This window comes from Thermomonas sp. XSG (assembly GCF_014678725.1).
Classification (GTDB): domain Bacteria; phylum Pseudomonadota; class Gammaproteobacteria; order Xanthomonadales; family Xanthomonadaceae; genus Thermomonas.
On sequence record NZ_CP061497.1, the window covers coordinates 2589638 to 2611362 of the forward strand.

The 21725-nt window shown below is 69.5% G+C and carries 17 protein-coding genes and 1 riboswitch; of the genes, 10 read left to right on the top strand and 7 right to left on the bottom strand.

The window, feature by feature from the left end; translation table 11 throughout:
- Window positions 1-43 precede the first annotated feature (43 nt).
- Genes ICG51_RS12190 through ICG51_RS12200 form a run of 3 tightly spaced genes read left to right on the top strand, consistent with a single transcriptional unit; the run spans window position 44 to window position 6692 of the window.
- On the top strand, window positions 44-316 hold the full coding sequence (locus ICG51_RS12190; RefSeq protein WP_190280615.1) for a hypothetical protein: 273 nt from the start codon (window positions 44-46) through the stop codon (window positions 314-316).
- A complete protein-coding gene (locus tag ICG51_RS12195; RefSeq protein WP_190280616.1) occupies window positions 313-945 on the top strand; it encodes a hypothetical protein in 633 nt (210 codons plus the stop codon). The genes ICG51_RS12190 and ICG51_RS12195 overlap by 4 nt, the downstream gene beginning before the upstream one ends.
- Window positions 942-6692, top strand: coding sequence for a hypothetical protein (locus ICG51_RS12200; RefSeq protein ID WP_190280617.1), 5751 nt, complete (start codon window positions 942-944; stop codon window positions 6690-6692). Before ICG51_RS12195 ends, ICG51_RS12200 begins: the two co-directional genes overlap by 4 nt.
- Before the next feature lie 448 nt (window positions 6693-7140).
- Here ICG51_RS12200 and ICG51_RS12205 read toward each other — a convergent pair whose 3' ends face one another.
- Window positions 7141-8268 (bottom strand): hypothetical protein, encoded by a 1128-nt coding sequence (locus ICG51_RS12205; RefSeq protein WP_190280618.1) that lies wholly within the window; start codon window positions 8266-8268, stop codon window positions 7141-7143.
- A gap of 131 nt (window positions 8269-8399) precedes the next feature.
- On the opposite strand from ICG51_RS12205, the gene radA reads away from it, so the two are divergent.
- Together radA and ICG51_RS12215 are read left to right on the top strand one after the other, a co-directional pair.
- On the top strand, window positions 8400-9803 hold the full coding sequence (radA, locus tag ICG51_RS12210) for a DNA repair protein RadA (protein ID WP_190280619.1): 1404 nt from the start codon (window positions 8400-8402) through the stop codon (window positions 9801-9803).
- 99 nt (window positions 9804-9902) lie between these two features.
- The gene (locus ICG51_RS12215; RefSeq protein ID WP_190280620.1) at window positions 9903-11282 is read left to right on the top strand and encodes a hypothetical protein; all 1380 of its coding nucleotides are present in this window, start codon (window positions 9903-9905) and stop codon (window positions 11280-11282) included.
- A 13-nt stretch (window positions 11283-11295) separates the two neighbouring features.
- Here the strand turns inward: ICG51_RS12215 and ICG51_RS12220 are convergent, their stop codons facing one another.
- The 5 genes from ICG51_RS12220 to ccsA form a co-directional block, all read right to left on the bottom strand.
- Window positions 11296-12861, bottom strand: coding sequence for a DHA2 family efflux MFS transporter permease subunit (locus ICG51_RS12220; protein ID WP_190282472.1), 1566 nt, complete (start codon window positions 12859-12861; stop codon window positions 11296-11298).
- 158 nt (window positions 12862-13019) lie between these two features.
- Window positions 13020-14240 carry an efflux RND transporter periplasmic adaptor subunit gene (locus tag ICG51_RS12225; RefSeq protein WP_190280621.1) on the bottom strand — a complete coding sequence of 407 codons (1221 nt, stop codon included), beginning with the start codon at window positions 14238-14240 and terminating at the stop codon, window positions 13020-13022.
- 9 nt (window positions 14241-14249) lie between these two features.
- On the bottom strand, window positions 14250-15695 hold the full coding sequence (locus ICG51_RS12230; protein WP_190280622.1) for an efflux transporter outer membrane subunit: 1446 nt from the start codon (window positions 15693-15695) through the stop codon (window positions 14250-14252).
- Between the two features lie 4 nt (window positions 15696-15699).
- On the bottom strand, window positions 15700-16158 hold the full coding sequence (locus tag ICG51_RS12235; protein WP_190280623.1) for a MarR family transcriptional regulator: 459 nt from the start codon (window positions 16156-16158) through the stop codon (window positions 15700-15702).
- A gap of 187 nt (window positions 16159-16345) precedes the next feature.
- Window positions 16346-17140, bottom strand: coding sequence for a cytochrome c biogenesis protein CcsA (ccsA, locus tag ICG51_RS12240; protein WP_190280624.1), 795 nt, complete (start codon window positions 17138-17140; stop codon window positions 16346-16348).
- Window positions 17141-17227: 87 nt separating this feature from the next.
- On the opposite strand from ccsA, the gene ICG51_RS12245 reads away from it, so the two are divergent.
- Window positions 17228-17560 (top strand): hypothetical protein, encoded by a 333-nt coding sequence (locus ICG51_RS12245; RefSeq protein WP_190280625.1) that lies wholly within the window; start codon window positions 17228-17230, stop codon window positions 17558-17560.
- A 6-nt stretch (window positions 17561-17566) separates the two neighbouring features.
- Here the strand turns inward: ICG51_RS12245 and ICG51_RS12250 are convergent, their stop codons facing one another.
- Window positions 17567-17971, bottom strand: coding sequence for a ribonucleotide reductase subunit alpha (locus tag ICG51_RS12250; protein ID WP_190280626.1), 405 nt, complete (start codon window positions 17969-17971; stop codon window positions 17567-17569).
- 120 nt (window positions 17972-18091) lie between these two features.
- Window positions 18092-18241: riboswitch (molybdenum cofactor riboswitch) on the top strand.
- Here ICG51_RS12250 and moaA point away from each other — a divergent pair.
- From moaA to ICG51_RS12270, 4 genes are all read left to right on the top strand, one after another.
- Window positions 18233-19213, top strand: coding sequence for a GTP 3',8-cyclase MoaA (gene moaA, locus ICG51_RS12255; protein WP_190280627.1), 981 nt, complete (start codon window positions 18233-18235; stop codon window positions 19211-19213). It overlaps the preceding riboswitch by 9 nt.
- 9 nt (window positions 19214-19222) lie before the next feature.
- Window positions 19223-20221 (top strand): bifunctional molybdenum cofactor biosynthesis protein MoaC/MoaB, encoded by a 999-nt coding sequence (gene moaCB, locus ICG51_RS12260; protein WP_190280628.1) that lies wholly within the window; start codon window positions 19223-19225, stop codon window positions 20219-20221.
- Window positions 20218-21465 carry a gephyrin-like molybdotransferase Glp gene (glp, locus tag ICG51_RS12265; RefSeq protein ID WP_190280629.1) on the top strand — a complete coding sequence of 416 codons (1248 nt, stop codon included), beginning with the start codon at window positions 20218-20220 and terminating at the stop codon, window positions 21463-21465. Before moaCB ends, glp begins: the two co-directional genes overlap by 4 nt.
- An 11-nt stretch (window positions 21466-21476) precedes the next feature.
- Window positions 21477-21725: a MoaD/ThiS family protein gene (locus tag ICG51_RS12270; protein WP_223809448.1), complete on the top strand. Its 249-nt coding sequence runs from the start codon at window positions 21477-21479 to the stop codon at window positions 21723-21725.

The window sequence follows — 21725 nt, forward strand, 5'->3', positions numbered from 1 at the left end:
TTATGCCGCAGCCGTCGTGTGGGTTCCGATTCGAGATGGCCGCTTGAGCGTGTCTGTCATCACCTACGACCCTGACATCGTGGCCGAGCTGTTAGACCTCTCTGCCGGAGATGCCGTCGCAATGGTGGGCGAGTTTGTCCCTGCTTTCTTGACGCCGATTGGAGAGAGGCCGCGCTTCATGGCTGACATGGAGGTGCGCGCGCTGATTACCGCGTACCAAGTCGCCGAGCATCGCGAATTGATGAATGGATTTAACGTTGACCCGCTCGCGGACGGGGAGCAGTTTCCGCCAACCCAAGACGGAGAAACGCTGTGAGCAAGCGCGCACGCCAAATGGCACTTATGGGCTTCGTCTCTGGCGCGCTGCAAGACGTGGCGCGCAACCGCGAGAATCGCAGGCTTGAGGAGGCTGACGCACGCAAGGAGGCCCGGCTCGCTGCCATCCGTTCCGAGGAGCGCCGGCAAGACTTCGCACAGCGAAGGGAACTGACCCAATACGAGTTTGGCGAGCGCCGGGCGATGGCGGCCGAGGAGCTGGCAGGGCGCATGGCCGTGGCGGATATGGAAATCAAGTCTCGCGAGCGCATCTCTGCCGCCGACAACAAGAGCCGTGAGCGAGCGGCAAGCATCGGGGCAAGGCCGGCGCGCGACACCGCTGCGAAGCTTGAGACATATATCGACGACGCCGGCAAGTCCTACACGGTCAACACGAATGACCCGGCCAGCGTGAGGCAGTTCATGGAGCTGAGTGGGAGGGTGAACCTGCGTCCGGACTATGCATCGAGGGCCACAAATCCCTACGGCGCAAACCCCGCCGTTCCGACTATGGTGCCGCAAAGCGCGGCAGCGGGGCCGGCGCGTATCTCAAGCCCGACTGAACTTGCCAGCCTGCCGAGCGGTACTCGCTTCGTTGCTCCGGACGGCTCACTGCGGGTGAAGCCGTGAGTGCGCAATGGTGGGAGGCTGCGCCCCTCGCTGACACGCAGGAGCGGTGGTGGGAGTCCGCGCCGCTTGCCGAGCCGCCAAATTTCTCCAACGTGCGCGGAGGCGTCACCACGACCGAGGAGTCGCCGGGCTACTTCGCTCGGATGGGCAAGGTTGTGTCAGAAGCTATCCCGCGTGGCGCCGCGTCCACGCTTGCGACTGGCCTGCATGCTGGCGCTGACTTCATTGACCAGACCATTCAAGAGCCGTTGCGCCGGGCGCTTCGTCCGTTGGGCATGATGGCCGACGGCGACCCGCTGGGCGCCGCACGTGTCGCCGATGAATCCATTGGTGTAGAGCGCGAGATCAACGCCGACCGCCAGCGCGTGCAAGCGGAGATCGGCGGCCGTCCATCGTTGGAACAAGTGGCCGAGTCCCCGCTAGAGGCCGCGAAGCAGTACGGCTTGCATCTCGCCAACGCTGGCGCGGAATCGCTCCCGGCGTTCGTTGGTGCCGTGGCACTGCGAAACCCCGAGCTTGCCGCTGGCGCGCTGGGGGCATCCACGGGGGCGCAGACCTACACGGACATGCGTGCGGAGGGTGTGGGCAGGATCGATGCAGCGCGCGCTGGGCTTGCGAACGCCGCCATCGAGGCCGGCGGAGAGGCGCTGGGCTTGCCGTTCGTCATGGGCAAAGCGGGGCGTGGCTCACTGTTGCGCGCGATGGCTGCCGAGGGCGGGCAGGAAGTGGCGGTGCAGCTCGCGCAGCAGTACGTCGAGGATCAGGCCACGGGCCAGCAAACGCCGCTCTGGCAGCAACTTGGCGGTGCCCTGGACGCCGGCCTTGTTGGCGCCGGTATGGGTGCTGGCGGCCACGCCCTCAGTGCGGGCACCGCCACGGCGGCTCGCCGTCCGTTGAGTGAATCCGTCTCTGCGCCGTTTAGGCCGGCTGTGCAACGCGGCGAGGCACTGGCCGAACGACTCCTGCGTGACGCAACGCGTCCGACGGCCATCGATCCGGCGGTGCTCGCTGACGGCAATGCGGCATTGGAAGCGCCTCCCGTGCGACCGCCCGGCTCCGTCTCGCGCACTGGGGGCGGTGGCTACCGCGTCACCTCGCCGACTGGTGACATGGAGTTCAATGGCCCCGACGCGCGCGCGCAGGCTGCGGAGTTCGCGGTACGGACGCGCGCTGAGGCTGAGGCATCCGGTGCGACGCCCGTGGCTGAGCAACCGGTCGAACGGCAGGCAAAGCTGGCACTGAGCGCCACTGATGCCGGGACGATCATCGATCTCCGGTTGGCTGCACTGGACGATGCGGCGACCGGCGCGCTTTCGCGGGAGGAGTTCGCGGCGCTGCGCAGGGAGGGCGCAGAGCTTGGAGCACGCCTGCGCCAGAATGAGGAGATCGTGCGTACTGGCGTCCTGCCCGCAGACCCGCGTGCGCGACTGCGGCAGGAGGACATCGACACCATGAGCCGGCGTCGCGAGGCCATCCACGCCGCGCTGGAGCGTTCGCGTACTGCCACGGGCAGTGCCGAGCAGGCGGCGGCCCTGCGGTCCCGCTTGGATCGTATCGATAGCGATGCGCAGCTCGTGGAACTGGCAAGCCGCCTGCGTGGTTCGGCTCCTGCGGTCGCTTCCGAGGCCGGCAAACCGCCGCGGCAGGCTGAGACGGTGGAAATGGCGCCACCTGCGCCTATGGCACCGCCAGCCGTTTCGGCGACGGCATCCGACGATGCGAACGCCGCACGGCACGATCCGGCCATCAGCATCGCCGCGCCCGTCATTCGCAGTGAGGGCGCGACCGTCGATGTGCTGCCTGAGCCGCGTGTCGAGGTGGTAGCGCCGCCGGTCGCCACGACTGCCGTGGACGTAGCGACGCCTCCCGAGCAAGCGGAAGCCCCCGCAGCGGCGCCGCCAGAGGCCCCGCTCCAGGCCGCCGGCCTGGAGGGTGACGCACCGGCTGAACCAGCCATACTCGATGCGCGTCCGGCACCTGCTGAGGAGATGGCGAGCGCAGACACTCCGCGCACTGAATTCGCAGCCGACCATGACCGCGTTGCGAGCAGCATGCGCGAGCTGGACGGCGGCGCACTACTGATTGATAGAGGCCGGGATTACCGCGTCGCAAAGGCGGGCGATGACGCATTCCTGATCGGCCCGTACTCAGCGCGCGGTGCCAAGCCGCGGCGCGTGGATCGTGAAGGTGCGGAGGCGTTCTTCCGCGAGCAGTACGCGCAGCCTCTTGCCGAGGCCGCCGCGACGCACGGTGAGGCAGTGCAGGCCGGCGCTTCTGTGACAGCGAGTGCCGTGGATCGGCGTGCACCGAGCGCCATACCGCTCCGTAGTTCCGGCACGAAGAACGCGGCGACCGACGCCGAGCGCGCAGCGGCTGGCCGCCATCCCATCGTGCGCGAAGCCGTCAAATCGAATGCCGAGACGCTGGGCGACGCCATGCGCGTGCTCAGGGACAACCCCGCCGCAGGCGAGGAGGCGGTGCGCCGGTTGGCCCGCGATGGCGCCGGGAGCGTGTCCGCGTCCGATGAGGCGCTGCTGCTGGTTCACAAGACGGACCTACTCAATCGCCGCGATTCCGCGGCCAAGACGCTTGCCGACCCGAAGGCTAGCGAGGAGGCAAAGGAAGTCGCCCGCACGAAATGGATCGAAGTCGAGGCGCAGGTCGCGGAGCTGGATCAAGCCGCCGTCAACGCGGGCCGCGAATGGGGCCGCATGGGTCAATTCCGCCAGAGGTTGCTGCGCGAAGATTTCACGTTCGAGGCGCTGGAGCGCAAGGAGCGCGCGCGACTGGAGCGGCCGCTAACCCATAGCGAGTCCGACACGATCAGGGCGATGGCAGAGACGATTGGGGCGGCACAGGCGCGAGTAGACGCGTTGCAGGCGCGCATCGCCAATGCCGAATCCGAGGGCGCATACGACGACGTGCTGCGCACGATGCGCCGGCCTCGCCGAAGCAGGCCGGCACTGGATGCACTGCGGAGCGCCGCGAACGACGCACGCGCACGGCTGGCCGCAGCTCCCGAAGTCCAGAGCCGGCACCGGCAGTCGGGCGCAGTCATGTCGCCTTCGGTGCTGTATGACTTCGCGATCATCGGCGCCTACCACGTCGCCAACGGCGCGGCGAAGTTCGGCGATTGGGTCGCCGCCATGCGAGCCGACTTGGGGCAGGCATTCGACAGCGCGAAGGCTGACCATCCGGCCATCTTCAAGGCCGCGCATTACGAGCTGGAGAAGCCGATCAGGGCGGCTGCCACCGTGGCCGAGGTCATGGACGGGATCGACCTTGCGAACGTCGGTGCCAAGGATGTGCGCAGGCTGGTCGAGGCGCTGATCGGCGAGGGGATGCGCGGGGAGCCGGCAGTCATCGCGGCGGCGGCGGAGCGGCTGGAGCTGAATCCGTCCGACGTGCGGCGCCTGTTCGTGCAGGGCGGCCCACGCGCGCAGCCAACGCTGACCGAAACACAGGCCGAACTACGCGATCTGCGCAAGCTGGTGCGCCTGCAAAACGAGATCGACCGCGTAGAAGCCGGAGCGCCGAAACCGGCGCGAGGCGAACCGGCGCCGGACAGCCCGGCCATCGCCGAAAAAAAGCGCCAGCTTGCCGAACTGCGCAGGGCAATGAAGCCTGTGCGCGATCCCGAGGAGCGCTATCAGGAGATTCGCGGCAAGCAGATTGCGGGGCGCATTCGCGAGCTGGAGGAGCGGATCAGGGCCGGGGACTTCGCCGCTCGCCCGCGTGTGCCGCGCAAGCTCAACGCTGAGAACGAGCGCGCGCAGTTCGAGTTGGCCAAGGCGAAGGAGGCGTTTCTGCGCCACCAGTTCAACGAGTCGTTGAAGAACCGCAGCCCGCTCGTCAAAGTGTTCGGCACGGCCGGCGATGCGTTCAATCTCGCGCGCGCTGTCATGACGAGCTTCGACCTGTCCGCGATCCTGCGGCAAGGCGGATTCATAGCCTATGGCCACCCGCTTCGCGCGGCCAAGTCCATCGGCCCATCGGTGCGCGCATTCGCCAGCGCGCGCGCTGAGCACGCGATCAAGGCCGAGATCGAAGCGCGCCAGAACGCGCCGCTGTACAAGCGATACGGGCTGCAACTGACCGGCATCGGGGCCGGGCCATTGACGCAGATCGAGGAAGCCTACGCATCCCGCTGGCTGGAGAAGATGCCGGGATGGACCGGCATGGGCTTGGTGCGCGGCTCGGGCCGTGCCTACACCGCTTTCCTCAATAAGCTGCGCGCCGATTCGTTCGATGCGATGGCGGCGGCGTTGGCGTTGAAGGGGGCACCGACCGAGGCCGAGGGGAAGGCCATCGCTAACTACGTCAACGTTGCGACTGGGCGCGGCAAGGCCGGAATGAAAGAGCAGGCCGCGCAGGCCTTGAACACGGTTTTCTTTGCTCCCCGTTTGGTCGCCTCCAGGTTCCAGTTGCTCGCCGGCCAACCGCTGTATGCCGGCAGCGCGCGCACGCGAAATTTGATCGTGCAGGACTACGCACGGTTCCTGCTGGGCGTTGGCGTCACCATCGGCTTGACGGCATTCGCGCTGGGCGAAGATGACGACGAAGGAAAGCCGCTGGTGAATCTCGATCCGCGATCCGCCGACTTCCTGAAAATCCGCATCGGGAAAACCTTCCTCGACCCGATGGCCGGACTCGCACAGGTGAGCGTGCTGCTTGGTCGGCTGACCACGGGCGAGACGGTTACAAGCGCAGGCACCGTGAAACCATTGCGCCGCGACTGGACGTTGACCGACCTGCGCCGCGCGCTTGGCGTCGACATCCCGGCGCACCGGATGGCGAAGGATGGGGGCTTGCCGTTCGGATCCAGCGATGCCGCCGAAGTCATCGGTCGCTTCCTGCGCACGAAGCTGGCGCCCGTGCCCGGTGCCATCGTCAACACGCTGGCAGGATCGAACGTCATCGGCGAGGAGGTCACGCCTGCGGGCGCCGCGGCCGAGCTGGTCACCCCGATGGCATTCCAGAGCATCGCCGAAGTCATGGAGGCGCATGGGGCAACGAAGGGTGCCGCAATCACATTGCTGGGCCTGCTGGGCATGGGTGTGCAGCATCGCGGCACCAGCGAGGCCCGCGAGGTGCGCGACGCACTGAGTGCCGTGGATGCCGCACAGGCGAACATCCGGGAGCGTCTGTCTGCCGTGCCGATGGCTCGCTGGCCGGCTGAGCTGGAGGCGATGCGGAAGGCGCACGCGCCATTGCTGGAAGGAGTCGCGCTCGACGTGTACAAGCGCGATGGCAAGTACGGAAAGGCCGGCGAGTTCAAGCGGACGGACACGGGCGCCCCAGTGCTGGTGTTCGAGGGGCGCGACGGGCAGGGCAGCGTTATGGGCGAGCTGGCCGGGTATCCCGGCTGGGCCAACGGCGAGCCTTACACGACGGAGGGCGTCGAGGATCGGGTGCGCAAGCTCGGAGAGATCATGAACCGCTTGGCTGGCCAAGGCGCTATCACCCGAGCCGAGGCAATCAAGCTGACGGAGCGTGTCCAGCTCCAGTTGCCGGCGGCGCAAGACCTCTACAACGCGGTGGTTAAGGGCAGCGATGGCGCGGCACCGCTCGACCGACGCATGCGCGACAAGCTGCTGACACAGGTCGAGTTCCTGCGATCCGCTGAGGAGGCTGCCGGCGCTCAGGTCGTCATGGATGCCCAGAAGGGCGAGGCGCCCAAGTACAACGCCGCCCGGACGCTGGTGCAGCGCGCGCTGCAAGCTGAGTACCCAGCCCGATTCAATTGATATTTCACTGGGTTTCAAGGGCGGGGTAGCGGCGCGCGCGGGGTCGTGAAACAATTTTCAGCATCGCGCACGATGTTTCACGGCGGGCGGGACCATGTTCCGTATCCATGTTGCCCCGTGCGCGTTAAGGGGTTAGGGGCCGGCTGGCACATTCGCAAGCATTGCAGGTAGTAGGCAGGCCACTGCCGTGTCTGTACGCATCGGCGTCTGGGTGCGGCGGAGACTGAGGAATTTGAACCCGACAAACGCTTTCGATCCCATGCCCCTGACCGCCAAGCAGGCGCAGTGTGGGGGCAGAATTGGGGGCATTACGGGAGGTTCACATAGCGAGACTCGCGCAGTTGCTTCGTTTCAGGCCATCTTTCGGAGCCTATCTCCGCACCAGCGCCAGCAAAAAAGCCGCCCAGCAGGGCGGCTTTTCTGTTTGCGGCGTTCCTGAATGTCGCGGCTACACCACCAGGTCGATCTGCTGCAGCGTGCCGGCACCGCCATCCTCGCGCAGGTACAGGCCGCTGGCTCGCACCGCGCCCTGCAGTGCATTGGCGCTGTCCTTGAGCGCAAACGGTGTATCCGTCTTGCCCAGGTAGAGCGCGCCGACACCGTGCTGCAGCAGGCCCTGCAGGCGGTCCTTGCCGTCGGCGTCGCGGGTCCAGACCAGCAGGCGGTCGAACACCGCGTCGTTCTGGTCGATCCAGCCGTTGCCGTCGTCGTCATGGCGGGCCAGGTCGGCGAAGCCGTCTCCGCTCCGCGCACCGAACAGCTCGCGGCCGTCGTTGATCCGTCCATCGCCGTTGTGGTCGAGGGCGATGAAACCGCTGCCCGGGGCGACAAAGCGCATGGCGTCGGCCGTGCCGTCGACATCCAGGTCGAACTGGAACGTGGTCTGGGCGAGCCGTGCGGCGGTGCCGCCGAAGTTGATCACCAGCGGATCCTTCAGTGCATCGCCGGCGCGTACCGACAGGCTGGTGTGGCTGACGAACTCGCGGCTCATGTTCAATTCCAGCGCCAGCCGGATTTCCCTGCCGTCGGCGGTATGGACGATGCCTTGTGCGGTGAACTGGCTGGCCTCGCTTTCGTAATGGACTTCCTCCAGCGAATAGGTCGCGCCCCAGCCAGCGCGGCCGTTGCCGGCAGGCGCTGACGGCGTGGTGCCCAGCCTGGACGCGGCCTCGCCCAGCTCCGCCGGGGGGGCCGTCGCTGCATCGCCGCCCGTCAGTTTGCCGGCATCGACCACCTCCACCTTGCGGCCGGTGAGCTGTTCCACCAGCAGGCGCAGCAGGGTGACCTTGAGTTCGCCGATGTCTTCCACCTTGGCATCCACCTCGCTGGCGGAGACAGCGGGATCCACCGCCGGCGGCGCCTGCGGCAGGTCCATCGGCGGGCGCAGTGCCTCCTGACTCAGTGTCAGGCGGGTGGTGCTGGCTTCGAGACGCAGCGACTCGCTGGTGGATTCCAGCTGGATCTGGCTGCGACCGTTCGGCCCGTCGCGCCAGGCATTGAGGGACTCCTGGCGGCGCTGGTACTCCAGCGAGGCATGGCTGCCGGTGAGTTGCAGGTTGGAGGCGGTGATGATCATGGGCGGGGGGAGCTGGGGGAGGGGCTCGAAGTCGTTAGCGCCCGTTGGCGGGCAAACTTGAGCGCCGTTCGTCGCGCCGGATGCGACGCGCGCCGGCTAAAGTGAACGCATTCCCGCTTGCCGAGCCCCCGATGTCGAAGCCCGCAACCACGTCGTCCGCCGCGAAGCGCCGCAGTGCCTATGTCTGTGCCGAATGCGGCGCCGATTACGCCAAGTGGCAGGGCCAGTGCGAGGCCTGCGGGGCGTGGAACACGCTGGCGGAAATCGCGCTGGAAACCGCGGCGCAGGCCAAGTCCCCGGCGTCGCGCCGCAGCGGCTGGGCCGGCAAGGTGGACGCGCCGAAGATCATGGCGCTGGCGGAAGTGCAGCTGGACGCGCGCGCGCGCGCCTCGACCGGCATCGGCGAATTCGACCGGGTGCTGGGCGGCGGGCTGGCCGAGGGCGCGGTGGTGCTGGTGGGCGGCGATCCAGGCATCGGCAAGTCCACCCTGCTGCTGCAGGCGCTGGCGCAGATGGCGCCCACCTGGCCCGGCCTGTACGTCACCGGCGAGGAGTCGCTGGCGCAGGTGGCCGGACGCGCGCAACGGCTGGGGCTGCCGCTGGAAGGCCTGCAGGCGCTGGCGGAAACCTGCGTGGAGCGCATCCTCGAACATGCCATCGCGGCAAAACCGCGCCTGCTGATCGCAGACTCCATCCAGACCCTGTGGACGGACACCCTGACCGCCGCGCCCGGGTCGGTGTCGCAGGTGCGCGAGAGCGCCGCGCGGCTGGTGCGCTATGCAAAGGAAACCGGCACCGCCGTGTTCCTGGTCGGCCACGTCACCAAGGAGGGCGGCATTGCCGGCCCGCGCGTGCTGGAGCACATGGTCGATGCCGTGCTGTATTTCGAGGGTGATTCCGGCAGCCGTTTCCGGGTGCTGCGCGCGTTCAAGAACCGCTTCGGCGCGGTCAACGAGCTGGGCGTGTTCGCTATGTCGGACGGCGGCCTGCGCGAGGTGTCGAATCCGTCCGCGATCTTCCTGTCCGGCACCGGCGCGCCGCAACCGGGCAGTTGCGTGATGGTCACGCGCGAAGGCACGCGCCCGCTGCTGGTGGAGGTGCAGGCGCTGGTCGATGCCTCGCCGCTGTCGAATCCGCGCCGCGTGGTCGTCGGGCTGGAAGGCAACCGGCTGGCCATGCTGCTGGCGGTTCTGCACCGCCACGGCGGGGTGATGGTGGGCGATCAGGACGTGTTCGTGAACGTGGTCGGCGGCATACGCGTGCAGGAAACCGCGGCCGACCTGCCGGTGCTGCTTGCCGTGCTGTCCTCGCTGCGCGACGCGCCGCTGGCGGAGAAGACGATTGCTTTCGGCGAGGTGGGCCTGAGCGGCGAGATCCGCCCGGTGCCGAACGGCGAGGAGCGCCTCAAGGAAGCGGCCACGCACGGCTTCAAGAGGGCCATCGTGCCAAAGGCGAATGCGCCGAAATCGGGCAGCTACAAGGGCATGGAAGTGATCGCGGTGGAGCGGCTGGCGGATGCGCTGGAGCAGGCCTGAGGGTTGCCAAGCGTGACGTAGCTCACGATGACGGCAGGCACTGGCCGCCCGGCGCGGCGGCCGGCACTGTGGACGCTCCCCCGATCCGATCTCCCGTCGATGCGATTGACCGGCCTGGCGCGCCGCGCCTTCCTCCTCCTGTGCATTGCCGGCGCTGCGCCCGCACCGATGGCGGGCAACCCGGCGTCGCCGGACATGCCCGCCATCGCCCTGTCACGGCACCCGGAAGGGCGCTGGGCGGTGCGCTATGTATTGCCGGTCCCGGCCCGGCAGCTGGTGTTCGTGCGCGCCGATGCACGCGGTACGCGGGCGCGCGACTGGACCGCGCTCGATCCGGACTTCCAGCTGGTCGTTGAAAACGGCGTCGAGGTGGTGCGCCGTCGCGACGGCGCGCCGTTCACCCAGGCGGTGTTCACGATGCCGACCCGGTACGTGACCCTGGACAAGGACTACGCACCGTTCGCGCCGTTCGGCGACGGCGGCCTGCTGGTCCACAGTGGGCGCTTCCACGCCTGTGCGGAACGCTGCCCCGAGGTCGGTATGGGCCGGCCGGTTCGCTGGCGGGTCAGGCTCATGCCGTCCGCGGGTGAGCATGCGATCGTGGGCGGGCAGGTGGTTGCGGCGGTGGATTTCCTCGATGGCGACGACGGCACCAGTCTGTACGTCGGCAAGGCCACGCCGGTCGAGACCGCCGACGTGCTGGCGGTCATCGACCAGGCCATGCCGGATGGCATCCGCCAGCGCCTGCAGTCGCTGCTGCCGCGGCTGATGGCGCTGTATGCCCGCGAGTTGGGCGCGCTGCAGGCAAAGCCCATGCTGTTCGCGTCGCGCGACGCCGCCCATCCGGGCGGTGGCCATGGCTACCAGGGCGGGACGCTGCCGGGCCAGGTGTTCATGCACATCTACGGCGACCACCCTGCCTTCGCCACGCCCGCATTCGCCGCGCGCATGGACGCCTTCTTCGCCCACGAGGCGGCGCACATGTACCAGCACTATCCGGCCACCGACCAGGCAGCGAGCTGGATCCACGAGGGCGGCGCGGACGCGCTGGCCGCGGTCGCCCTGCAGCAGCTCGGCGAGTCCGACCCCGCGGCGATTGGCGTGCGGCTGCGCGATGCCCGCGACAGCTGCGCCACCAGCCTCGCTGCCGGGCCGTTGGCGGAGGCGGGCGAGCGCGGTGACTTCGATGCCTACTACCGCTGCGGTTTTGTCCTGCAGATGGCGGTGGATGCGGCGGTGCGCCGCGCCTCCGGCGGCCAGTGCGGCCTGTTCTGCGTCTGGCGCGATTTCCAGGCGCGGGTGCGTGGCGGCGCGCCGTGGACCGGCGCCACTTTCATCGAGGCGACGCGCCAGCGCGGTGGCGATGGGGCGGCGGACTTCCTGATGGCCGTCACCGACGGCAAGCCCGACAACCCGGCCGCGCTGCTGGCGGACGGCATGGCGGCGGCCGGATTGCCGCCCGCGCCACCGAAGAATTGAGTTGATGCGCGGGCTAGTGCCCGCCACCAGCGGGCGCGCCGCCGGTCTTGGCCCCGAACGGCGGCTTGGCCAGCCACACGAACAGGATCACGCCGATGAAGATGATCCCCAGCAGATGGAAGATCTCGTTGAAACCGAGCTGCGCGGCCTGGTTGGAAATCATCTTCTCCAGCACCGCCGCGCCGCGCTGGAGGTCGCCGCCGCCGTATTGCGCCACCGCTTCCATTGCAGTGGGATCGAGCATGGAAACCCGCTCGGTCATGTGCGCGTGGTGCACCGCACCGCGCTCGCTCCAGGCGTAGGTGGTCAGCGAGGCGGCGAAGCTGCCGCCCAGGGTGCGCACGAACGTGGCAAGGCCGGAGCCTGCGGCGATCTCGTGCGGCTCCAGGTCCGACAGCAGGATCTGCAGCACCGGCATGAAGAACAGCGCCACGCCCAGGCCCTGGAACAGCTGCACCAGCGCGACGTGGTGGAAGTCCACGTCGAGGTTGAAGTGCGAGCGCGCGAAGCTGGTCAGCGACATCGCGATGAAGGCGAAGCTGGCGAGGATGCGCAGGTCGAAGCGGTTGGCGTACTTGCCCACGAACGGGGTCAGCAGCACCGGCAGGATGCCGATCGGCGCAGTGGCGAAACCGGCCCAGATGGCGGTGTAGCCGAGGTTGCGCTGCAGCCACAGCGGCACCAGGATGCCGACGCTGAAGAACGCGCCATAGGCCACGGTCATGGCGATGGTGCCGGAGCGGAAATTGCGGTGGCGGAACAGGCGCAGGTTGACGATCGGGTCCTTGTCGGTCAGCTCCCAGATCACGAACACCGCCAGCGCGATCGCCGACACCACGGCCAGCGACACGATCATCGGCGAGGCGAACCAGTCCTCGTCGTTGCCCAGGTCCAGCAGCACCTGCAGCGCGCCCACGCCGATCACCAAGGTGGCCAGCCCGATGTAGTCCATCTTCGGCTTTTCCAGCCGCTCCGGCCGGCCCTTCAGCTGCCGGCCGACGACGGTGCTGGCGAAGATGCCGATGGGAATGTTGATGAAGAAGATCCATTCCCAGCTGTAGTTGTCGGTGATCCAGCCGCCCAGGATCGGCCCGGCGATCGGCGCCACCACCGTCACCATCGCCAGCAGCGCGATCGCCTGCCCGCGCTTGGCGGGCGGATAGATCGACAGCAGCAGCGCCTGCGTCACCGGGTACATCGGGCCCGCCACGAAGCCCTGCAGGGCGCGCGCGACCACCAGCAGGCCCATGCTGTGGGCGATGCCGCACAGGAACGAGGCGAACACGAACGCCAGCGTGGACCACATGAACAGCTTGCGCTCGCCGAAGTGGCGGGTCAGCCAGCCGGTCAGCGGCAGCGCGATGGCGGTGCTGACCGCGAACGAAGTGATCACCCACGTGGCCTGGTTGGCGCTGCCTCCGAGGTTGCCGGAGATGGCCGGCAGCGACACGTTGGCGATGGTGGTGTCCAGCACCTGCATGAAGCTGGCCAGCGCCAGCCCGAGCGTGGTCAGCGCCACGTTCGGCGGGCGGAAATCGGAAGGCTTCGCCTGGACCTCGCGGCCGGGCGGCAGGCCCATCGATTCTTCTTCCTGGGCAAGGGTCGTGGCCATGGGGGATCGCTATCGGAAGAGGTGCAGGAGCGGCAACGCGGTGGCTGCCGGCCGGGCGGGATCCGTCACCCAAAGGGGGAGGGGGAGGGAACGGGGCGCCGCCGGCGCGACTCCTGCGTAGGGGGTCAGGACGCGCGGCCCTGCGGCAGGTTGCCGGCGATGATGCGTTCGATCAGCGCGTCGGCATCGTGCAGCTGGCGGGCGTAGGCGTCGGTGGTCAGCACCGGCTTGTCGGCCGGCGCAGCCGGCAGCACCGGGCCGCCCTGATCATGCACGTCCACGTCCACCGCCATGCTCATGCCGAGGCGCAGCGGGTGGTCGCGCAGTTGCTTGGGATCCAGCTGGATGCGCACCGGGATGCGCTGCACGATCTTGATCCAGTTGCCGCTGGCGTTCTGCGCCGGCAGCAGGGCGAACGCGCTGCCGGTGCCCAGGCCCAGGCTGACCAGCTTGCCGTCGAATTCCACGTCACTGCCGTAGAGGTCGGCGGTGAGTTTCACCGGCTGGCCCAGGCGCATGTTGTGCAGCTGGGTTTCCTTGAAGTTGGCGTCCACCCACACGTCGTGCAGGGGAATCACCGCCATCAGCGCGCCGCCGGGCTGCACGCGCTGGCCCAGCTGCACGCTGCGCTTGGCGACGAAGCCGTCGACCGGCGCCACGATCGCGGCGCGCTGCAGGTTCAGGTAGGCCTGGCGCAGCTGCGCGGCGGCGGCCTGCACCTGCGGCTGGCTGGCCACGGTGGTGGCGTCGACCAGCGCGCGGTTGCGCGAGAGCTGCCCGCGCGAGGCCGAGAGCGCGGCCTCGGCGGCCTTCAGCTGGGCCTGCGCATGCGCCAGCTCCTCGGCGGAGACCGCGCCGCTGGCGACCAGCCCGCTGCGGCGCGCGACGTCGGCGCGTGCCTGCTGCAGCGCCACTTCGCGGGCGGCGATGTCGGCCTGCGCGCTGTCCACGCTGCTGAAGAGGCCGCGGACCTGGCGCACCGTTGCCGCAAGGTTGGCTTCGGCCTGCGCCAGGGCCACCTGGGCGTCGTTGGGGTCCAGTTGCACCAGCACCTGGCCGGCCTTCACCCGCATGCCATCGTCGGCGTTGATGGATACCACCGTGCCCGGCGTCTGCGCGGTGATGCTGACGATGTTGCCCTGCACGTAGGCGTCGTCGGTGTCCTGGCGCCAGCGGGCGACCAGCAGGTAGTAGGCGATCCAGGCGATGCCGGCCACGACGACGACGGCCAGCAGCATCAGCAGGGCGCGGCGGCGCTTTCCCTGCGCGGGCGTCCGCGTGACCTGCGATGGCGGCAGCGGGGCGGCCGGGCCGGTGGAGGTGTTCGGAGTGGTTTCGGTGGTCATGGAGGCGCGTCAGTGGGAGGCGATGGGAGTGGGCGCGGTGGCGGCGATGCCGCCGCCCAGCGCCTGGTCGAGGTCGATGGCCGCGGCGTAGCGCTGGCTGCGTACGGCCGACAGCTGTTGCTCCGCCTGCAGCAGCGGCTTGCGTGCCGCCAGCAGGTCGAGCCGGTTGGCCAGACCGGCGCGCTGGCGCTGCTCGACCACCTGCGCGGCGGCGGCGGCGGCGCTTCGGGCCTGTTCCAGCGCGGCCGCCTGGGCGTCCAGCGCGCGTATGGCCTGCACCGCGTCGGTGACCTGGCGCAGGCCTTCGACGACGGTCCGGTTGTACTCCGCCACGGCGAGGTCGTAATCGGCATCGCGCGCGGCCAGGTTGCTGCGCAGTTGGCCGCCGTCGAAGATCGGCAGGCTCAGCGCGGGACCGCCGAAGCCGAGGAAGGCGTCGTTGTCGAACAGGCCCTTGAAGCCGGTGGCGGCAAGCCCGACCAGGCCGCTCAGGTCGATGCTGGGTCGGAATCGTGCCTTCGCGGAAGTGATGCCCTGCGCGGCGGCTTCCACGCGCCAGCGGGCGGCGACGACGTCCGGGCGATGGCCCAGCAGTTCGCTGGGCAGCACCGATGGCAGCGCCGGGGCCGGGGTCTCGAGCAGGTGCGGGCGCTGGATCGCCAGGCCGCGATCGGGGCCTTGCCCCAGCAGCGCGGCCAGCGCGTTGCGCAGCGCATCGATGCGGTGCTGCGCGGCGTCCGCCTGTGCCGTGGCGGTGGCGGCCAGGGCCTCATTGCCGCGCAGGGCGGCCTGGTTGTCCAGCCCGGCGGCGATGCGCTGCTTGCCCAGCGCCACCAGGTCGCCGGTGCGCGCCTGCTCGCGGCGGGCCAGGTCGAGATCATCGAACGCCTGCGCCAGCGCGACGTAGCTGCGCGCCACGTTGGCCGCCAGCGACAGCCGCGCGGCCTGCGCGTCGACTTCGCTGGCGCGGGCCTGGCCCAGCGCCGCAAGGTAGTCGGCGCGCTTGCCGCCCCATACGTCCAGCGGCCAGTCGAATTTCAGGGTCAGCACCGCGTTGTGCATCAGCTGGCCGCCCAGCTCTTCGCCGGCCAGCCCCGCCGGCAGCTGGGCCACCGCGTACTGCGCGCCGCCGCCGACGCTGGGCTTGCGCGCGGCGTCGGCCAATCCAGCCTGTGCCTGCGCCTTGCGGACCCGCGCCTCGGCGGCGTCCAGCGAGGGCGTGCCTGCCAGCGCCTCATCGACCAGCGCGTCGAGCTGGGTATCGCCGAACGCTGTCCACCAGCGTTCGCTGGGCCAGGCGGCGGGCGACAGTGGCGCGCCGGCCAGGGCAAGGCCGGTGGCGAGGGTGGCGGGGTCGCGTGGTGCGCCCTGCGGCGCGAACCCGGCGGTGCTGGCACAACCGGCCACCAGCAAGGCACCGCCCAGGGCGGTGGCAAGAATCGAAAGTCGCGGCATGGGGTCAGTCCGGGGAAAGCAGGTTGTCGCGGGCTTGCTCAAGCAAGCCGGTCAGTTGCGCGCGCGTGGCCTCGTCCATGCCGTGGAACGCGCGCTCGCGCACGCGTGCACCGCACTGGTCGACGTCATGCCACATGTCGCGGCCGGCATCGGTCAGGTGTATGTGCAGGGCGCGGCGGTCGTTGGGGTCGGCCACCCGGGCCAGCAATCCGCGTGCTTCCAGCCGGTCCAGCAGCCGGGTCATGGCGCCCGGATTCAGGTCGGCGGCGCGGGCGAGGTCGGTGACGCCGGCAGTGCAGCCGCCGGCCAGCTTCTTCAGGGTGATGTACTGGCTGAAGGTGAGCTCATGCCCGGCCGTGGCCAGTTCGCGCTCCATGCGCGCCCACATGGCATCGCGCAATTGGCGGAACAGCAGGCCGAGCGAGGTGCTGCAGGCGTCGGCGGACGGATCGGACGGCTTCATGGGGCGACATTTTGTGTCGATGGGCAATAGTTGTCAATGCAAATATTTGCATTGCAAACGTATTCGCGACAGGCGGCAGCCATCGCCAGCGGCCAGCGCATCGGAAGCGCATCAGGGGAAGGCACGAAGCGGCACGCCTGCGCAGCAGGCGCCCGTCAGCTCGAGGTGGGGTGGCGCGGGATGCCGCTCAGGCAGTGCGGTGCAGGACCAGTTCCAGCACGAACTTGCTGCCGAAGAATGCCAGCACCAGCAGCGCCATCGCCGCCAGCGTCCAGCGCACCGCGGTGGCGCCACGCCAGCCGCGCCGCCAGCGGCCCAGCAGCAGCGCGCCGAAGGCCAGCCACGACAGCACGCTGAGCACGGTCTTGTGCACCAGGTGCTGGGCCAGCAGGTTCTCCACGAAGAGGACGCCGGTCAGCAGGGTGGCGGTGAGCAGCGCGAAGCCGACCGCGATGGTGCGGAACAGCAATGTTTCCAGCTCGGTCAGCGGCGGCAGTGCGCGCAGCCAGGCGTGGAACTGGCGACGGCGCAGGGCGCGTTCCTGCGCCCACAGGAATACCGCCAGCACGGCCGCCAGCGCCAGCGTGGCGTAGGCCAGCAGGGCCAGCCACGCGTGCAGAAGCATCCGCCAGTCCAACGGGTCGGCCGGGGGGGCGTGGCCATAGAAGCGATAGGCCAGCAACACCAGCGCGGCCAGCGGGAACACCACCACGCCCAGCGCACGCATGCGCCCGGTGGCGGCAACCAGCGCGGTCAGTGCGGCCATGCCCAGCCCGACCAGCGACAGCGCGGCGAAGAAGTGCAGGTCGGTGGCGCCGCTGCCGCGCCAGGCCAGATAGTGGGCCAGTCCATGCAGCAGCACCGCGGCATCGGCCGGGAGCAGCCAGCTGCGTCCCCCGGTGGCTTGGCCACGGCGCGCGTCGACCGCCAGCCAGGCAGCGGCCGCGAGGTACAGGACAGCGGCGGACAGGACGATCAGCATCCGCCAAGTGTCGCACAGCGGGGCACCATCCCAGAACGCCGGGAGGCGGTGCTATTCTGGCGGCAACACCACGCCGGGGGAGTCCAGATGCACGCTTCGCATGCTATCCATCTGCCGGAACGCAGTCCGCTGTGGAAGGTGTTCTGGCTGTACGGCGTCCTTCCCAGCAACCTGCTGTGGCTGGCCGTGGCCTGGCTGGTGGACCACGATCGCCTGCCGGGCGCCACCCTGGGCCTGCTGGTGTTCCTGCTGGGCTACACCGCCTGGATCGTCGCCGCGGTCTGGAAAGTGGCGCCGAACGCGAAGGATCCGCGCTACGGGGTGATGGCGCAGGCGCTGACCGTCGGCTGGGCGATCAACACCGTCCTGATCGCGTTCTTCCTCGGCCTGCAGATGGTGCGCGCGCTGGTCGGCGGCTGAACCAGCTCAGCCGAACTGCACCACCTCGCCCTGGCGGTCGAAGGCGGCGAACTGCGCCACCCGGCCGTCGTTGATCGCGTTGACCATGAAGCGCAGCGGCTGCGCGGCCTCGTCCGCGCTCGGGGCGACGCCGGCGCGGCCTGCCAGGCCGCCGACGAACAGCAGATCCCACTCCTGGCCGGTGGCCTTGGACTCCTCGGCCAGCGCCGCGAAGCTGGCGACCTCTTCCGGGGTCTTGTCCACGCACAGGCAAGGCGAGAGCGTTCCGCCCTCGCGCCGCTCGAAGCGCTCGCGCTGTTCCGCCGTGGCGTTCTGCGGCAATTCCACCCGCGCGAACACCAGCAGCAGGCGCTGCGGCTCCGGCTGCTGGCGGGCGGCATCGAGGAGATCCTGGAAGCTGGCAAGACTCATGGTGCGACGGGAATCGTGGAGGAAGGCGCGAAGCTAACATGGCGCTGCGCGCGCCGCGGCCGCGGCGCGGCGGAATCTTGATCGCAATCAAGCGCGCACCCCGCGGACGGGGCTAAGCTGTCGCCGTACCACCTCCAAGCCCCCTTGCCTGGGTTCGTCCGCGGATACGGCAACGGGGCCGTGGCATCGGCCGCAAGGCCGCTGCCACCGGGCCGGATCCGGAAACGGGCCGGCCTCCCGCGTTTGGACTGGAGCGACAACATGGCAACCCTCGTGGATGGCTTCGGCCGCACGTTCCCCTATCTGCGGCTCTCGCTCACCGAGGCCTGCAACTACCGTTGCAGCTACTGCCTGCCGAATGGCTATCAGGCCGACGGGCGGCCCAGCTTCCTGACGCTTGAGGAAGTCCAGCGGCTGGTGCGCGGCTTCGCGGCGGTGGGCATGCGCAAGATCCGCCTGACCGGCGGCGAGCCCAGCCTGCGCAAGGACCTGCCGTCGATCATCGCCGCCGTCTCGGCGACGCCTGGCGTTCAGAAGATCGCCCTGACCACCAATGGCTGCCTGCTGCCCAGGCATGTGCGGCTGTGGCGCGAAGCCGGGCTGACCGCGCTCAACGTCAGCCTGGACAGCCTGCAACCGGCGCGTTTCGCCGCCATCACCGGCCATGACCGCTTCGACGAGGTGATGGAGGGCGTCGAGATCGCGCAGGGCCTCGGCTTCGATGCGGTCAAGCTCAATGCGGTGCTGCTGCGCGGGCTGAACGACGACGAGCTGCCGGCGTGGATGGACTTCCTGCGCGGCCGCGACGTGTCGATCCGCTTCATCGAGCTGATGCGCACCGGCGACAACCAGGCCTATTTCGAACGCCACCATTACCGCGCCGAGGCGCTGGAACAACAGTTGGTGGATGCCGGCTGGACACTGCGGCCGCGTGCCGCCGATGCCGGCCCGGCGCGCGAGTACGCGCACCCTGGCTATCGCGGGCGGATCGGCATCATCGCGCCGTATTCGAAGGATTTCTGCGCCGGCTGCAACCGCCTGCGGGTGACTGCGCGCGGCGACCTGCGGCTGTGCCTGTTCGGCGACTTCGGCATCCCGCTGCGGCCGCTGCTGCAGTCGGACGACGACCACGACGCGCTCGTCGGGCGCATCGCCACCCAGCTGGGCCTCAAGGCGGCCGGCCACGGCCTGCACGAAGGCAATACCGGCATTACCCCGCACCTCGCCTCCATTGGCGGATAGGCACATTCCATGACCAGCCCACGCGACGCGGCCTTTTACATGGCCGATATCCGCAACAAGCGCCCCACCCGCCGCCGCGCGGTCGCGGTGGGCGAGTTCCTGGCGGGCGCCGCCGCGTTCGCCACCGTCGTCGAGCGCCGCCTGCCCAAGGGCGATGCGCTGGTGATGGCGGAGATCGCCGGCCTGCAGGGCGCCAAGATGGCCTCGCAGCTGATGCCGCTGTGCCATCCCATCTCGCTGGAGCTGGTGCGGGTGCGCTGCGTGCCGGTGCCGGAACGCCACGCCATCCGCGTGTACTGCGAATGCGCGCTGGAGGCGCGCACCGGCGTCGAGATGGAAGCGCTGGCGGGCGTCAACGCGGCACTGCTCACGCTTTACGATCTGACCAAGCCGGTGCAGCCGGCGCTGGCCATCAACGGCGTGCGACTGCTGTTCAAGGAAGGCGGCAAGAAGGGACTGTGGGTGCATCCCGATGGCATGACCGACGAGGAGCGCGCGCACTACCAGCCGCGCGACTTGGCCCGCCTGGACGGCGTGCCGTGCGCGGTCATCACCCTGAGCGATCGCGCCAGTTCGGGCGAGTATGAAGACCGCTCCGGTCCGGTGCTGGTGGAGGCCCTGCGCAAACTGGGTGCCGAGGTCGGCTACGTCGAAGTGCTGCCCGACGGCATCGATCCGCTGGCCGAACGCCTGCGCGCGCTGGCTGCCAAGGGCGTGCGCCTGTGCCTGTGCAGTGGCGGCACCGGCCTTGGACCGCGCGACGTGACGCCGGAAGCGCTGCGGCTGGTGGCCGAACGTCCGGTGGAGGGTCTCGCCGAGATGTTGCGCAGCGAAAGCGCCAAGCACACCCCGCTGGCCTGGCTCAGCCGCGCCGAAGTGGTGCAGCTGGGCGGCATGCTGGTGTTCGCGCTGCCGGGCAGCCCGCGCGCGGCGCAGCAGTGCATGGACATGCTGCAGCCGCTGCTGGCGCACGCGCTGGCGATGCTCGATGGCAGGCCGCACCCGTGATCGGATACGACGAGGCGCTGGCGCTCATCCAGCGCGAGGCGAAGCCGCTGCCGGTGGTGCCGCGCACGCCGATGGCCGGGCAGGTGCTGGCCGAGGCGGTGCATAGCGGCGAAGACCTGCCGCCGTTCGACAATTCCGCGATGGACGGCTTCGCCCTGCGGGTGGGCGATGCCGGCGCGATCGCGGGCACCGAGTTCGAGGTGCTGGGCGCGCAGGCGGCAGGAGACGCGCAGACCGCGGCGCAGGGTGGGGCGTGGGAAATCATGACCGGCGCGCGCATCCCGGACGGGCTGGACGCGGTGATCCCGGTCGAGCAGGTCGAAGTGCTGGCCCGCGATGGCGACGGCAAGCCCGCTCGCATCCGCCTGCAAGCCGATGTGCCGCCCGGCCAGCATGTGCGCCGGCATGGCGAGGATGTGCGCAAGGGCGACCGCTTCCTCGCCGCAGGTACCCGCCTGGATGCCCCGCAGCTGATGCTGCTGGCCGCGCTGGGGGTGCCGCTGGTCGACGTGCACGCAACCCCGCGGGTGGCGCTGCTCAATACCGGTCGCGAGCTGGTGGACGATCCCGCGCAGGCACTGGGCTCCGGTGAGATCCGCAACAGCAATGGCCCCTACCTGGCCCGACGGATTGAACAGGCGGGTGGTGACGTGGTGCTGCGGCAGACCGTCAGCGACGATGCCGAGGCCTTCTTCATCGCGATGGAGCAGGCGCGCTCGGCCGGCGTGGAGTTGGTGCTGAGCACCGGCGCGGTGTCGATGGGCCGCTACGACTTCATCCCCGATGCGCTGCGCAAGCTCGGCGCGACCCTCCATTTCCACAAGGTGGCGATCCGTCCCGGCAAGCCGCTGCTGTTTGCCACCCTGCCCAACGGCGCGCTGTTCTTCGGGCTGCCGGGCAATCCGGCCTCCAGCGCGGTGGGGCTGCGCTTCTTCGTCGAGCCGGCGCTGCGGGCGATGCTGGGGCTGGCGCCGGAGCGCCCGCTGCGGCTGCCGCTGCTGGGCGGCTACCGCAAGCGCCATGCGCTGCGCTTCCACCTCAAGGGCCACGTGGCGCTGGATGGCGACGGCCGGCTGCAGGCGCGGGTGCTGCCGGGGCAGGAGTCGTTCCGGATCGCGCCGCTGGCGCACAGCAATGCGTGGATCGTGATCGATGCCGCCGCAGGCGACCTGGAAGACGGCGCTCTGGTCGATGTGTATCCGCCCGGGCATCTGCTCGGGCTGCAACTGCAGGGACAAGGCTGATGGATGTGCAAGTGAAGCTGTTCGGGGCCTTCCGCGACTGCCAGCCGGAGCCGCAGGTAGTGCTGGCGCTGGCCGAGGGCGCCCTCGTGGCCGACCTGCGCGCCGCGCTGGAGGCGCATGGCCGGGCGCACTGGCCGAACTTCAACCCGGCGCTGCTGGCGCGTTCCGCCTTCGCCAGTGACACCTCGGTACTGCGCGATGCGCAACCGGTACCGGCCGGTGTCGGCATGGCGATCCTGCCGCCGGTCAGCGGGGGCTGA